Source organism: Arthrobacter sp. SAFR-179 (genome assembly GCF_059414945.1).
The window spans coordinates 181,973-196,879 of record NZ_JBPFDM010000007.1 but is presented as its reverse complement, the minus strand read 5'-3'; the positions used below and the strand labels follow the sequence as shown (position 1 = coordinate 196,879).

The following is a 14,907-nucleotide window of genomic DNA, read 5'->3' as shown; positions in this document are numbered from 1 at the left end:
TGGTCACCAAGTCCAACCTCATCCTGGGCATGGGCGAAACCCGCGAAGAAATTTCAGAGGCCCTCCGCGACCTCCACGCCGCCGGCTGCGACCTGATCACCATCACCCAATACCTCCGCCCCTCCGAACGGCACCTGCCCGTGGACCGCTGGGTCAAACCCCAGGAATTCCTGGACCTCCAGCACGAAGCCGAAGAGATCGGCTTCCTGGGCGTCATGTCCGGGCCCCTGGTTCGCTCCTCCTACCGCGCCGGCCGCCTCTGGGCCACCGCCATGCGCAAAAAAGGCCGCGACATCCCCGCCGAACTCGCCCACATCGCCGACGGCATCCAGGACTCCGGCACCACCCGCCAGGAAGCCGCCACCCTCCTCGCCGGGTAGAGGCAGTGGAATGCACGACGACGGCAGGAGCCTAAGGCGGGCCGGCGGACGTACCTGCCGGCCCGCCGTCGGACGCGTCCTCCCAGCCTGGCAAAGAGCTCAGCTGTTGCCGCGCACCACCGGGATGCTCGCCGTCGGCAGCCCGCTCGGGAACACCGTGGGCTCCGGCTCCGGGATACGTTCCAGGTGGACCTGCACCGGCTGGCCCTTCACGGTGACCCGCTGGCCGCGGACGTCGAGGTCGAGCGGCGCGCCCTCCTGGACGGTAAGCGTGATGGAATCGGCCGAAAGCTGGACCAGCAGCAGGCGGCCGCGGATCTTCAGGTGGAAGGCAAGCCCGTCCCACTCAAAGGGAAGGCGGGGATCGAAGAACGGGACGGGGCCCTGGTCACGCAGCCCCGCAAAGCCGCAGACCAACGAACTCCATACGCCCCCGGTGGAGGCGATGTGCACGCCGTCGATGGTGTTGCCGTGGGTGTCGTCCAGGTCGATGAAGACGGCGTTGGTGAAGTGGTCCAGCGCTTCCTTCGAATAGCCCACCTCGGCCGCCATGATCCCTTGGACGCAGGCGGACAGGGTGGAGTCGCCGGTGGTGATGGGATCGTAGAAATCGAAGGCGCGCTGCTTCTCCTCCGCCGTGAAATCCTGCCACTGCAGGAACATGGCCAGGACGGTGTCCGCCTGCTTCAGGACCTGGTGGCGGTATATCACCAGCGGGTGGAAGTGCAGGAGCAAGGGGTATTTGGACCGCGGCGTGGTCCAGTCCCAGGCCTCCAGGGTCATGAAGTCGTTGTCCTGGGAGTGCACCTGCATCCGCTCGTCGTACGGCAGCTGCATCCGGCTTGCGGCCGCCTCCCACAGCTGCCGTTCCTCGTGCGTGACTTCGGCGTGCTCCAGCGCTGCGGCGGCGCGCAGGTTGAAGCGGGCCATCACGTTCGTATAGAGGTTGTCGTTCACCACAGCGGTGTATTCATCCGGACCTGTGACGCCGTGGATGTGGAAGAGCCCGTCCTTGCCGAAGAAGCCCAGCGAGATCCACATCCGGGCCGTCTCGATCAGCAGCTCGGCGCCCATTCCCTCCCGGAAGGCAGAGTCGCCGGTGGCCCAGAGGTACCTGTTGGTGGCAAAGGCGATCGCGGCCGCGATGTGGAACTGGGCAGTGCCGGCAGCGTAGTAGGCACTGGCCTCGAGCCCGTTGATGGTCCGCCACGGGAACAGGGCGCCGTCAACGCTCAGCTCCTTGGCCCGGATCTTGGCCTCGGGAAGCATGCCGTGGCGGAACTCCAGGACCTGGCGGGCGCCGTCGGGATTCGTGTAGGTAAGGTACGGCAGCAGGTACACTTCCTGGTCCCAGAAGTAGTGCCCCTCGTAGCCCGAGCCCGTCACGCCCTTGGCGGGGATGCCAGCAACATCGGCCCGTGCTGTTGCCTGCGCCAGCTGGAACAGGTTCCACCGGATGGCCTGCTGCAGTCCGGGCCGGCCGCCCGCAACCTGAATGTCCGACGTTGCCCAGTAGCTGCGGAAGTGGGCCTCGCTCTCGGCAAAGATCTCGTTCACGGGGCGAAGGTTCTCTTCCGCCACCGCGGCTGCGTCCACGTCCGGCTCCTGCACGGTGCGGCCGGCCGCGTAGCTGACGCTCTTTTCCAGCCGGAACGGCTCACCGGCGTCCACGGCCAGGACGTACCGGACGCTGCTGTCGTCCTGGTCCACCAGGGTCTCGAATGGCTGGTGCCCGGCGGAGGTCCAGTGGTCCACCGCGATCCCCACGCGTTGCTTGGATTCGGATGCCTCCCAGGACAGGCGCAGGGAGCCGTCGCCGCCGTCAAGCCGCAGCGGCAGCAGCACCCGCCCGGCGTGGCGGCCTGCGCGGCGCGGATCATGCACGGAATGGTCTTCCACCGGCTGGTCCTGGCGGTTGATGACGGAGGAGATGACGTCCAGGGAGACCTGGCGGTCCGTGGCGACTTCGAGGGAGATGCCAAGGCTGCCGCGGGAGGCGAAGCCTACGGCCCGCCGTTCCGTGGTGGTGACCGTGGCGCCGGACCGGCACTGCCAGGTGATGCGGCATTCATAGATGCCGGTGCAGAAGTCGACGGTGCGCCGGTAGTCCAGGACCTCGGATTCGGCCAGGCTGAGGCTTTCGCCGTCCACCACCACCGTGAAGTTGTTGGCATCCGGGATGTACAGGATGCGCTGGCCCGTCCTGGCGAACCCAAACGCGTTTTCCGCGTGCTTGATGTCCCAGATTTCGTGCAGCCCGTTAATGAAGCTGCCCGGGAGTTCGGCATCGGCCGCGGCCCAGTGGGCACCCCGGATGCCAAGGTGGCCGTTTCCCAGCGCAAACAGGGTCTCGAGTGTCCCCGCGTTCTCGGTTTCGTAACGCGTTTCAACGAGCTGCCAGGGGGTGTCGGGGAACCGTTCGCGGTCCGCGGAGATGAGTGCCATGGTCGGGGTCCTTTTGGCGTTGCCGTGCTGCCGGGCGGGCCGGCACGGTGTATTCGGGGGAAGAGCGGTACTGGGGATGGTGCTGCCGGGGAAGCAGCCGGGTTGCCCGAGGGAAGGCAACGGGGTTTAGGGGATGAGTTCCTGAAGGTCGTTGACCACCAGGGTGGCTCCGGCGTCGAGCAGCGTCTGCCGGCCGGCACCACGGTCCACGCCAATGACCGAATGGAACGATCCCGCGTGTCCGGCCTGGACACCGGAGACCGCGTCTTCCACCACCACGCACCCTGAGCTGGACAGGTCCAGCAGCTTGGCCGCATATTCGTAGGTCGCCGGGCTTGGCTTGCCGGGAAGGCCCTGCTCCGCGGCCACCACCCCGTCCACGACGACTGCGAAGTGGCGGCTGAGTCCGGCGGCCGCCAGGACGGCGGGGGCGTTGCGTGAGGAGGAGACGACGGCGACCTTGAGTCCGCGCTCCAGCGCGGCTTGGAGGAAGCGCACCGAGCCTTCGAACGGTTCCACGCCGGCGCTCACGATGTGGTTGAAGATCGCGTTCTTCCGGTTGCCGAGGCCCTGGACGGTGTCGTTGGCGGGGTCGTCATCCAGCGGGCCTTCCGGCAGCGTGAGCCCTCGGGAGGACAGGAAGTCGCGTACTCCGTCGAAGCGGGGCTTGCCGTCGATATGGTCGAAGTAGTCGCTTTCGCTGTAACCGGCGACGCCCGGCTGCGAGGCAAGGTAACCGTCGAACAGTTCCTGCCAGGCACGCTCATGCACGGTGGCCGTCGGCGTGAGCACCCCGTCCAGGTCAAACAGGATTGCTGCCGCGCCGGTCCAGGCGGCGGTATCAGCTGCAGTTTGTTGTGTCATCGGCAGTGCGGTGTCCTCTCGGTTTACGGACTGCCGGTCCTGCCGGGGCGGCCTGCAGGAGGTGCTGCTGGCGCGGCATGCGCACAGCATCGCTTCCTGTCCGCCCACTGCAGGACCGACTATGGCCGTAGACGAGTGTAAGCGCTTGCAAATTTGACTTGCAAATGTTTTTTTGGCCGTCTTAACAACCGCCTGAGGGTCAGCCCAGCACGTAGTGGCGAAGGAAGGCGCTGACGTCCACCATTTCGGCCTTGGACATGGCATGACCCATCCCCGGGTACGTCCGGGCCGTCAGCTGCGTGTTCTTTTCAAGCCATTCGGCGGTATAGGCAACGGCGTCCTCGTTGATCACCAGATCCGCCTTGTCCCGGCCCCAGAAGAACGGCGGCTTGGCTTCGAAGGAGTCCATCACGGAGAGGAGCTCGTTGTTGAGCACGAAGCCGGACAGTCCCACGACGGCCTTGTAGTGGTCAGGGTGCAGCCTCAGGAGGGTGCTGGCCATGGCCATGCCCTGGGAGTACCCCATCAGGCTGACACTGGCGTGCTGGTTCTTGACCGAGTTGATCCAGGCCTGCACCGCATTGGCGGCGGAAATGACGTCCGCGAAGTCGTTGGCCAGGAAGTAGTCCAGGAGGAACCACCCCCAGTGGTCGCCGATGGGCATGGGGGCGCGCAGGGCGGCGAAAGTAAACTCCTGCGGCAGGTACTCGAAAAGTCGCACCATCCGCGACTCGTCCGTCCCGTAGCCATGCATCATCACCAGCAAAGGCGTCCCGGCGCGTTGGCCTTCGGGCTTGGACCATACAACTGTTTCCACTTGACCAGCCTAAACGCCGGGCGCTCCGCCCGGCCGGGTCATTGAATCCGGTATCGCCGCGGGGTAGCGTGGCGCTTAACAGACAGCAGGCTTAGCTTTGGCAATGTACGCAGGTCCCGTAACGCCCAACAAGCGCCGCAGACGCGGCCATAAGGAGCAAGTCATGAGAATCGGCTCGTCAATTTTCCTCATCGCCCTCGGCGCCATCCTCGCCTGGGCCGTTGCTCCCGGTTTGATCCCGTTCGTGGACCAGCAGTTGGTGGGCTACATCCTCATGGCCGTGGGCGTGATTGGACTGATCGCTTCGCTCATCCTCGCCTCCCCCGGCCGGAGCCGCCGCGTGAGCGAGTCCCGCTCCGTGGTGGATCCCAATACCGGCGAGCGCATCACCCGCCATGAAAGCCGTGACGGCGGCGTCTGACCAAGGCGTAAACGGGGACGGGGATCCCGGAGGACTATCGGTGAAAACCCGGAAAGCCGGGCTGGACAGAACCTGTCCGGCCCGGCTTTCGCTTTCCCCCGGACAGGACCACGAGGAGCAACATTTTGTTTCATGTTGGTTTCCATTGACAAACCAACAGAACCAAAGATAAAGTCAAGTAACTCAACATCGGTGTGATGCCAGTCACGCCGAAGCCCAATGAACCAACCGGGCACCCCGAAACACCAGGACCTACGCAACGGAGGGTACGTGTTCGCCGAAGAGCGCCAGCAGAAGATTGCCGAGCTTGTAGCCGGCAGTGGCAGGGTCAGCGTGACCCTGCTGGCTGAGCGCTTCAGCATCACCACTGAAACAGTCCGCAGGGATCTTGCCGCCCTGGAAAACGCGGGCACCGTCCGCCGCGTCCACGGCGGTGCGGTGGCAGCGGACCGCTTCAGCACCACCGAGGAAAGCATCACCGAACGGGCCATCCAGCGGCCTGACCAAAAGATCCGCATCGCTGAAGCCGCGCTTGCCCTGATCCCGCGGAACTCGCCCGCCAGTGTCCTCATGGACGGCGGCACCACCACCGAAGTGCTGGCTGAGATGCTGGCGCGGCGCACCGCCGTCGAACCCTCCGACGGGAACGGACCCCACCACGAACTGGTGGTCATCACGCACGCCGTACCCATCGCCAGCAAGCTCTCCAACGTTCCCGGCATTGCCCTGCAGATCCTGGGCGGCCGGGTCCGCGGCATCACCCAGGTGGCCGTGGGGCAGGCGACCGTGAGCGCCGCCGCCCGCATCCGCCCGGACATAGCGTTCATTGGCACCAATGGCATCCACGCCACTTTTGGCGTCAGCACTCCCGATCCTGAAGAAGCCGCCGTCAAGGCAGCCTTCGTCCAGTCGGCACGCCGCATTGTGGTGCTGGCCGACTCCTCCAAGCTGGACACGGAAACCCTGGTCCAGTTCGCCTCCCTGAAAGATCTGGACACCTTGATCACAGACAGTGAACCCGGACCTGAACTCGCCGCCGCCCTGGAAGATGCCGGCGTAGACGTGGTGGTCGCATGATCGTCACCTTCACGGCCAACCCCAGCCTTGACCGCACCGTGGCCCTCCCCGGACAACTGCAGCGCGGTGAGGTGCAGCGCGCCGTCTCCGTCCGCCAGGAATCCGGCGGCAAGGGCGTCAACGTCTCCCGCGCCCTGGTGGCGTCCGGCCTGGAGTCGCTTGCCGTCCTTCCCGGGTCGGACAGCGATCCTGTCCTTGCAGGCCTCCGCGAAAGCGGAGTTCCCTTCGTGTCGCTTCCCATCGATGAGCCCCTTCGCACCAACGTGGCGCTCACCGAGCCTGGCGGCGTCACCACCAAGATCAACGAACCCGGCCCCGTCCTGGCCGCCGACCAGCAGGAAGCGCTCATCAAGCTGCTGCTGGAAAGCTCCCGCGGTGCCGGTTGGGTGGTCCTTGCCGGTTCGCTGCCGCCTGGATTCCCGGAGAACTTCTACGCCACGGTGGCCCGGCGGATCCGGGAGGCGGGCAACGGCACTGCGCCGCTGATCGCGGTCGACTCCTCCGGGGCGCCCCTCGCCGCCGCTTTGACTGACGCCGGAACCCCCGACGACGGAACAGGCACCGGCGGCGGAACAACCACAGGCTCCGGGAAACCGGACCTGCTCAAACCCAATGCCGAGGAACTGGCGGAGCTGGCCGCGGCCGCCGGTTTTACCCCGGCCTCCGGTGACGAACTGGAAGCGGACCCGGCTGCCGCCGCAGCCGCCGCAGCCGCCGTCGTCCGTTCCGGTGTGGGTGCTGTGCTGGCAACTCTCGGTTCCAAGGGAGCTGTCCTTGTAACGGCCGACGGCGCGTGGCTGGCCACGCACCCGCCGGTCGCCGCGGTCAGCACGGTCGGCGCGGGCGACTCCGCACTTGCCGGCTACCTGCTTGCCCACAGCCGGGGCGCCGCCCCGGCTGACTGCCTTCGCCAGGCGGTGGCCCATGGTGCCGCCGCTGCCTCCCTGCCGGGTTCCACTGTTCCGGCAGTAAACCAAACCACCCCGGATGCCGTAACCATCACGGCCCTTCGAAAGGATTGACAGTGACTCAGCTCATCACCACGGAACTGGTCGAGCTCGACCAGAACCTGGGCAATGCCCCCGAAGCGGTGATCCGGCATCTGGCAAGCAAGGTAGCTGCCACCGGACGCGCCTCAGAAGTTGAAGGCCTCTTCGCCGACGCCTTCGCCCGCGAGCAGAAGACTGCCACCGGGATTCCCGGCGGCATTGCCATCCCGCACTGCCGCTCCGCCGCAGTCACCGTGCCCACCCTGGCCATGGCCCGGCTGAACCCGAAGGTGGACTTCGGCGCCAAGGACGGTCCGGCAGACCTGGTGTTCTTCATCGCCGCTCCGGACGGGGCGGACCAGGAGCACCTGAAGCTGCTGTCCAAGCTGGCCCGCTCCCTCATCAAGAAGGACTTCACCGCAGCCCTCCGCAATGCCTCCTCGGAGGAAGAAATTGTGGCACTCGTCGACGGTGCGCTGGCGGACAAGCCGGCCGCTCACGCCGCAGCCGCTCCGGCTGACACCGTCCCGGTTGGCGCGGGCGTTGGCTCGGCAGCTGCCGCTTCAGCAGGTGCCGGTGCAACTGCCGTCGGTACACCCGCAGGAACACCGGCAGGTTCTGCAGGCCGCGGCCCCAAGCGCCTCGTAGCCGTCACCGCCTGCCCCACCGGCATTGCCCACACCTACATGGCCGCCGACTCGCTCGTGGCTGCCGCCCGGGAAGTGGGCGTTGACCTGCAGGTGGAAACCCAGGGTTCCTCCGGCGCCAAGGCACTTGACCCCGCAGTCATCGCCGCGGCCGACGCCGTGATCTTCGCCGTTGACGTGGACGTGCGCGGCAAGGAGCGCTTCGCCGGCAAGCCGGTGATCAATGCTCCGGTCAAGCGCGGCATCGACGAACCGGACAAGATGGTCCAGGAGGCCCTGGCCGCGGCCGACAACCCCAACGCCCGGCGCGTCCCGCACTTCGGTGCGGAGGAACAGGCCGAGCACGAGGCCGAGGAGCGCGGCGAGCACATCGGGCAGAAGCTGAAGAAGGCCCTGCTCACCGGTGTCAGCTACATGATCCCGTTCGTCGCCGGCGGCGGCCTGCTGATCGCACTTGGCTTCCTTATGGGCGGCTACCTGATCACCAAGTACGCGGACAACATTGTGGTGCAGAACAGCCTCTTCAACCTGCCCACGGAATTCCCCGAGAATGCATGGGGCCCGCTGGGTGCCTACCTCGGCGCGGTGCTGTTCAAGATCGGCGCCCTGTCGCTTGGCTTCCTGGTTCCCGCGCTGGCCGGCTACATCGCGTACGCGATCGCTGACCGTCCCGGCATTGCCCCCGGGTTCGTCGCCGGTGCAGTGGCCGGATTCATGGGAGCCGGCTTCCTCGGCGGCATCGTCGGCGGCCTGCTCGCCGGCTACATCGCCCACGTGATCGGACGCCTGCAGGTGGCCCGCTGGCTGCGCGGCCTGATGCCCGTGGTCATCATCCCGCTGATCGCCTCCCTGGTGGCATCAGGACTGATGTTCGTCATCCTGGGCGGCCCCATCGTCGCCATCACCAACGGCCTGAACAGCTGGCTCTCCGGACTCACCGGCGCCGGCGCCATCGCCCTGGGCGTCATCCTCGGCCTCATGATGTGCTTCGACCTGGGTGGTCCGGTCAACAAGGTTGCCTACTCCTTCGCAGTCGCCGGCCTTGGCGCCGCAACCATCGACAACCAGGCACCGTGGCAGATCATGGCAGCCGTCATGGCGTCCGGCATGGTTCCGCCGCTGGCCATGGCGCTGGCCTCCACCGTCCTGAACAAGAAGGTCTTCAGCCTGGCTGAGCAGGAAAACGGCAAGGCAGCCTGGCTGCTGGGTGCCTCCTTCATCTCCGAAGGCGCCATCCCCTTCGCTGCTGCGGACCCGCTGCGCGTTATCCCCGCCAGCATGCTGGGCGGCGCGGTGACCGGAGCCATCTCGATGGCTGCCGGCGTCGGATCCAAGGCACCCCACGGCGGTCTCTTCGTCTTCTTCGCCATCGACAACTTCCTGATGTTCGTCATCTCGATCATCGTCGGCGTGGTGATCACCGCCCTCTCGGTCATCGCCCTCAAGCGCTGGGCAGTCAAGAAGACCGTTGATACGGTTGAACCGGTTCCCGTAACCGTCTGAGCCGGCATAGCCAAAAACCTCACCGGCCGCTGAACCGTCAGCGGGCCGAAAGACAAAGGAGCAACAATGCCAGAACGCACCGCAACCGTCGCCAGCCGCGTGGGCCTGCACGCCCGCCCCGCCGCCATCTTTGCGGAGGCAGCCGGCGAGTACGACCTGGACATCACCATCGCCCGTGAAGGCGAACCGGCCGATGAGGCCATGGACGCAGCCAGCATCCTGTCCCTCATGAGCCTGGGCGCCTCGCATGGCGACGTGGTGGTGCTCCGCGCCGAAGGTGCCGGAGCGGACGATGCGCTGAACCACCTGGTGCAGATCCTGGAAACAGACCACGACGCCGAGTAGCGGCCACGCTGCCTGACGGCAGCACAACGCCGGCGGCCGCCGTCGGGCTTTCCCCCTTGGGAGGAGGCCCGACGGCGGCCGCTTTGCTTTTAATTCTTAGGGCACCCCAACTAAGTAGCGCTAGGTGTCGTTTTGAGCGGTCATAACGACACTTGGCGCTACCCAGTTGGGCGGGGTGACGGTGCTCAGGTGCCCTCGGCGAGTGCCTTGACGTCGGCCAGGAGCTTGTCCCACATGGCTTTTGAGTGCGCGGCGGCTTCCTCGGTGGGGTTGTTGTCCTGCGCCAAAGTCAGGCGGGTGGCGCCGCCCCGGTCCTCGAGCGTCCATTCGAGGGTGTGGTAGTTTTCCGGCGCGTCCTCCTGGCCCGACAACGGACTGAAGTGGGTGTGCACCAGTTTCCGTCCCGGCTCCACCGCCAGGATTTCGCCTTTGTCCTGGTAGGCCTTCCCCTCCCACTCGCCCCGCCAAACGATGGGGCTTCCAACCTTCCAGTCCGTCTCCAGCGTGGCCCCGAACATGAACTCCTTCACGGCAGCCGGGTCCGTCATCACCTCCCACACGCGCCCGGGACTTGCGTTGATGGTGGTGGCGGATGTTGCCACATGGTCTTCCGGCACCGCTCAGGCCTTCCTGGCCGTAAAGATCAGGTACTCCCATTCCATTTGGAAGGGAACGTCGCCGTGCGCGTCGCCGTACGAGTCAGCCAGCTCCGTGAGGGCCTGGTCCAGTGCCTTGACCTTGTCCTGGTCCTCGCCGAGTGATTTGTAGACGGAGATGATGGGGCCGTAGTGGGACTTGAAGTACCTGACGAAGTCCGCCGGCTGGTGGAAGCTTTTGACGGCCAGGTTCTGCTTGCGGGTTTGGATCCCTGTAACCCTGCTGCCCAACAGTTCGCGGACATGGTCCTCGCTCCCCCACAGCGGCGCCGGCTGCGCGCCCGGCGGCGGCGGTGGAGCGAACGGCCTCAGGACGGCAAACATCCGGCCGATGAATCCTTCCGGCGTCCAGCACAGCAGCCCCACGGAGCCTCCCGGTTTGCACACCCGGAGCAGTTCGTCCGCGGCCGCCTGGTGGTGCGGTGCGAACATGACGCCAATGCAGGACATCACGACGTCGAACTCCGCATCGCCGAAAGGCAGGGCTTCGGCGTCCCCTTCCTGCCACTCCAAGCTGACGCCGCGGTTTGCGGCCTCCCGGCGCCCTGCCTCGAAAAGCTCGGGGGTGAGGTCGCTGGCCACCACCTTGGCGCCCATCATTGCTGCCGGAATGGCCGCGTTGCCGGTTCCGGCAGCGACGTCCAGAACCCGCTGCCGGGACCTGATTCCGCAGGCTTCGACCAGGACGGCGCCCAGTTCCAGGAGCATCTCGTCGGCGAGGGCCGGGTAATCCCCTGACGCCCACATGGCCCGGTGCTTCTTCTTGAGCTCCCGGTCCGCGTCCACTACGTCGGTCTGTTGGTCCATGTCCGTGCCCCTCTACGTGTCCGTTCAAATGAGCGGCAGCACACTGTTGGCACAGCGGAGGCTGCGATGCGACTCATTGTGGACGCGATACCGGCCGGTGTAAAGGCACGGGAGCCGCGGGCACCAGGGTCAGGCAGGCTTGCGTGCCCGGGTGGTCTTGGCAGCCGGCTTCTCTGCCGTCTTGGTACCCGTGGACTTGGCTGCCGTCGACTTTGTGTCAGTGGACTTAGTGCCTGCCGCTTTGGAAGCAGTTGCTTTGGAAGCCGTTGATTTCGCGGTGGCCGACTTGGACGCTGTTGTTTTGGAGGCGGTTGTTTTGGAAGCCGTCGATTTTGATGCGGCGGTCTCGGCCCCTGCTGCCTTGGTCCCTGCCTTGGTACCGGACGACTTTCGCGCAGGTTTGGCCGCTTCCGCTTCCTCGTCCCCGGTGTCCGCTTCGTCGTCGGAAGTCCCGCTGGAGGCGGCCTCCCCTCCGCCGCGCTTCCTGTCCAGGCTCCGCTTGAGGGCCTCCATGAGGTCGATGACCTCGCCCTTCCCGCCCTCGCCGGCTTCGACGCCGAAGGTTTCCTCCGTGTCCAGCGATTCGCCCTGTTCGAGCTTCGCGTCGATGAGCTGGCGGAGCTGCACCTGGTACTCGTCGGTGAAGGAGGTGGGGTCGAAGTCGGCGGCCATGGATTCCACCAGGGCGGCTGACATGTCCCGCTCCTGGGAGGAGATCTTGATGGACGCATCCAGGGACGGGAAGTTGGCCTCCCGCACTTCATCGGGCCAGAGGAGGGACTGCAGTACCAACACGTCGTCCTTGATCCGCAGGGCCCCCAGCCGGGTCTTCTCCCGCAGTGCGAACTGGACGATGGCCACCCGGTCCGTGTCCTCGAGCGCACGCCGGAGCAGCACGTAGGCCTTGGGCGACTTGGAGTCCGGTTCCAGGTAGTAGCTCTTCTCGAACATCATGGGTTCGAGCTGCTCCGACGGGACGAACTGCACCACTTCGATTTCGTGGCTGTTCTCCGCGGGGATGGACTTGAGCTCATCCTTGGACAGGACCACCGTGCGGCCGTCCTCCTCGAACGCCTTCTCGATGTCCGAGTAGTCCACCACCTCGCCGCACACCTCGCACCGGCGCTGGTAACGGATCCTGCCGCCGTCGGCATTGTGAACCTGGTGCAGACTGATGTCATGATCTTCAGTGGCGCTGTAGACCTTCACTGGCACGTTGACCAGCCCGAACGCGATGGCACCTTTCCAGATGGCTCTCATTCATACAGTCAACATCAGAGCGGGCCGGAGGTGAAGCCCCATGGCCGCCAGTAGGGAACGTGTCCGGGTTGCAGGGCGGGAACTGACCCTGACCAACCTGGACAAAATCATCTATCCGGAGACCGGCACCACCAAGGCCGACGTGTTGGCCTACTACGCCGCGGTGGCCCACGTCCTGATCCCCGCGGCGGCCAACCGTCCAGCCACCCGCAAGCGGTGGGTCAACGGGGTGGGCACCGCGGACAAGCCGGGTGAGGTGTTCTTCCAGAAGGACCTGGAGGACTCAGCCCCTGGCTGGTTGCCCCGGGCGGCGATCACCCACAAGGACCGGACCATCCACTACCCCATGGTCAACGACGCCGCCACGCTGACCTGGTTCGGCCAGATCAACTCGCTCGAAATCCATGTGCCGCAGTGGCGGGTGGATTCGCACGGGAACCAACTGAATCCGGACCGGCTGGTGCTGGACCTGGACCCCGGCGAGGGGGCCGGGCTGCCGGAATGCCGCGAGGTGGCACTCCTTGCGCGGTCCATTCTGGAGGATGTGGGCCTGGACCCCCTGCCCGTCACCAGCGGCAGCAAGGGCATCCACCTTTATGCCGCCCTGGATGGGACGCAGACCTCTGAGCAGATCTCGGCATTCGCCCGGGAACTGGCCAGGGCACTGGAGGCCGACCACCCGGACCTGGCCGTCAGCGACATGAAGAAGTCGCTGCGCAAGGGCAAGGTGCTGGTGGACTGGAGCCAGAACAATGCGGCGAAGACCACCATTGTCCCGTACTCACTGCGGGGCCGGCCCACACCGCTGGTGGCGGCACCGCGGACCTGGCGCGAAATCGAGTCTCCCCGGCTCAAGCACCTGGACTACCACGAGGTCCTGCGGCGGGTGCGGGACGGCAAGGACCTTTTCGCCGCCGTCGTCAACGCTGTGGCCGGCGCCGCGAACGGCGCCCCGGAAGGCGCCCCGGAAGGCGCCCCGGAGGGCGGGCCCGACCACAGGGAAGCACCCCACGACGGCGATCCCCGCCTGGGCAGGTACCGCTCCATGCGCGACCCCAAGGCAACACCCGAGCCGTTCGCAGGCGTGCCGGCCGGGGGCAACAGCTTCGTCATCCAGGAGCACCACGCCAGCCGGCTGCACTACGACCTCCGGCTGGAACACGAGGGCGTCCTGGTGTCGTGGGCGCTGCCCAAGGGCATTCCTGAGTCCGGCGCCAAAAACCATCTGGCGGTCCAGACCGAGGACCATCCCATGGACTACCTCACCTTCCACGGCACCATTCCCAAGGGTCAGTACGGCGCGGGTGTCATGACCATCTGGGACACCGGCACCTACGAGCTGCACAAGTGGATCAACGGCAAGGAAGTCATCGTCACCCTGACCGGCTCGGACGGCGGCGGCCTGGGCGGGAGCAGGAAGATCGCGCTCATCCGCACGGGGCGCGGACAGGGCAAGGACGCCGAGAGCCAGTGGCTCATCCACGTGATGGACCAGGAGCATCAAGGCGGACGACGGCGGTCCGCAGCTCCCGCGGCGACGCGGGCACCGGCAGCGCAAGCGGAAGAGCGGGAAGGGGATGACGGCGGGGTGGCGGCCGTACACGAAGCCAGCCGCAAGGAGCCGGCCGGGTCCGCCACCGCCACCGTTGCCGACCCGTTGGAGTACCAGCCGATGATGGCCACGGCCGGGGACACCGCCGACCTAAAGGGCAGCAGCTGGCAGTACGAGCTCAAATGGGACGGTGTCAGGGCCGTCCTGGTGGCGGACCGGGAGAAGGTGCGGATCTTTTCCCGCAACGGCAACGACGTCACCCGTACCTACCCGGAGTTCACGGACCGCGCCTGCTGGCCGGAGCATCCGTTCGTGGCGGACGGCGAGATCATCGCCGTCGGGCCCGGCGGAAAGCCGGACTTTGGCCTGCTGCAGGGCCGGATGAAACTGACCCGGGCCACCGACGTCGCAAAAGCCCGCACCACGATCCCGGTCCAGCTGATGCTGTTCGACCTGTTGTTCCACAACGGGGAGGACCTCCGGCGCCTGCCGCTCAGCACCCGCCGGGGGCGGCTGGAGGAATTTTTCCGCCCGTCAGAATGCCCCGTGGACCTCTCCATCGTGCTCGACGAACCGGTGGAGCTCCTCCTGGAAAGCGCGCAGGAGCTTGGCCTGGAAGGGATCATGGCCAAGCGGACGGACAGCCGCTATGTGAGCCGCCAGCGGACCCGGACGTGGATCAAGCTCAAGACGGAGCAGACCCAGGAAGTGGTGGTGGGCGGCTGGCGGCCGGGAAAGGGCGGGCGGCAGGACACCGTAGGGTCGCTGCTGGTGGGAATTCCCGATGGCGGCAAACTGCAGTACGTGGGCCGTGTCGGCAGCGGCTTCAGTACCCGGGAGCTCACGGAACTGCGGCAGACGGTGGAGCGGCTTGGCCGGAAAACGTCACCTTTCCATGAAGTGCCCCGCCCCGACGCCGCCGACGCCCACTGGGTATCACCCGAACTCGTGGGCGAGGTGACCTACAGCGAGTGGACCGGGCCCGGGAGGTTGCGGCATCCACGCTGGCGCGGCTGGCGCGTGGACAAGGACCCGTCCGAGGTGGTCCGGGAAGACTGAAAACGCACAAATTACCTGGCGCCGGCCACATTCAGGGGGCGCCAGGTAATTTGTGCGTGTCGACGCCGGCTGTATCTGCCGGCTG

General features: G+C 66.4%; 12 protein-coding genes and 1 pseudogene. 7 read left to right on the top strand and 6 right to left on the bottom strand.

From position 1 onward, the window contains the following. Positions 1-380 (top strand): annotated as a pseudogene (locus tag ACR65K_RS13300) (lipoyl synthase); the annotation flags it as partial. A 99-nt stretch (positions 381-479) separates the two neighbouring features. Here the strand turns inward: ACR65K_RS13300 and ACR65K_RS13295 are convergent. From ACR65K_RS13295 to ACR65K_RS13285, 3 genes are all read right to left on the bottom strand, one after another. Beyond that, positions 480-2,825 (bottom strand): glycoside hydrolase family 65 protein, encoded by a 2,346-nt coding sequence (locus ACR65K_RS13295; protein WP_440153305.1) that lies wholly within the window; start codon positions 2,823-2,825, stop codon positions 480-482. Positions 2,826-2,951: 126 nt separating this feature from the next. After that, entirely contained in the window at positions 2,952-3,689 is a 738-nt protein-coding gene (locus ACR65K_RS13290; RefSeq protein ID WP_056333133.1) for an HAD family hydrolase, read from the bottom strand. 199 nt (positions 3,690-3,888) lie between these two features. Next, positions 3,889-4,506, bottom strand: coding sequence for an alpha/beta hydrolase (locus ACR65K_RS13285; protein ID WP_440153303.1), 618 nt, complete (start codon positions 4,504-4,506; stop codon positions 3,889-3,891). 163 nt (positions 4,507-4,669) lie between these two features. Between ACR65K_RS13285 and ACR65K_RS13280 the strand changes: the two genes are divergently transcribed. The 5 genes from ACR65K_RS13280 (at position 4,670) to ACR65K_RS13260 (ending at position 9,488) form a co-directional block, all read left to right on the top strand. Beyond that, the gene (locus ACR65K_RS13280; protein ID WP_056333125.1) at positions 4,670-4,927 is read left to right on the top strand and encodes a DUF6458 family protein; all 258 of its coding nucleotides are present in this window, start codon (positions 4,670-4,672) and stop codon (positions 4,925-4,927) included. A 270-nt stretch (positions 4,928-5,197) separates the two neighbouring features. After that, on the top strand, positions 5,198-6,004 hold the full coding sequence (locus tag ACR65K_RS13275) for a DeoR/GlpR family DNA-binding transcription regulator (protein ID WP_056333123.1): 807 nt from the start codon (positions 5,198-5,200) through the stop codon (positions 6,002-6,004). Further along, positions 6,001-7,026, top strand: a complete 1,026-nt coding sequence (locus ACR65K_RS13270) for a 1-phosphofructokinase family hexose kinase (RefSeq protein WP_056333120.1) — start codon at positions 6,001-6,003, stop codon at positions 7,024-7,026. The genes ACR65K_RS13275 and ACR65K_RS13270 overlap by 4 nt, the downstream gene beginning before the upstream one ends. Before the next feature lie 2 nt (positions 7,027-7,028). Then, positions 7,029-9,143: a PTS fructose transporter subunit IIABC gene (locus ACR65K_RS13265; RefSeq protein ID WP_440153300.1), complete on the top strand. Its 2,115-nt coding sequence runs from the start codon at positions 7,029-7,031 to the stop codon at positions 9,141-9,143. 66 nt (positions 9,144-9,209) lie between these two features. Then, a complete protein-coding gene (locus ACR65K_RS13260) occupies positions 9,210-9,488 on the top strand; it encodes an HPr family phosphocarrier protein (RefSeq protein ID WP_056333115.1) in 279 nt (92 codons plus the stop codon). Between the two features lie 185 nt (positions 9,489-9,673). On the opposite strand, the gene ACR65K_RS13255 is transcribed toward ACR65K_RS13260, so the two are convergent. The 3 genes from ACR65K_RS13255 to ku form a co-directional block, all read right to left on the bottom strand. After that, entirely contained in the window at positions 9,674-10,105 is a 432-nt protein-coding gene (locus tag ACR65K_RS13255; protein WP_440153299.1) for an SRPBCC domain-containing protein, read from the bottom strand. Positions 10,106-10,108: 3 nt separating this feature from the next. Next, a complete protein-coding gene (locus ACR65K_RS13250; RefSeq protein ID WP_440153297.1) occupies positions 10,109-10,951 on the bottom strand; it encodes a class I SAM-dependent methyltransferase in 843 nt (280 codons plus the stop codon). A gap of 129 nt (positions 10,952-11,080) precedes the next feature. Then, on the bottom strand, positions 11,081-12,211 hold the full coding sequence (ku, locus tag ACR65K_RS13245; RefSeq protein WP_440153296.1) for a non-homologous end joining protein Ku: 1,131 nt from the start codon (positions 12,209-12,211) through the stop codon (positions 11,081-11,083). A gap of 40 nt (positions 12,212-12,251) precedes the next feature. On the opposite strand from ku, the gene ACR65K_RS13240 reads away from it, so the two are divergent. After that, positions 12,252-14,822, top strand: coding sequence for an ATP-dependent DNA ligase (locus ACR65K_RS13240; RefSeq protein ID WP_440153294.1), 2,571 nt, complete (start codon positions 12,252-12,254; stop codon positions 14,820-14,822). Positions 14,823-14,907: the final 85 nt, after the last annotated feature.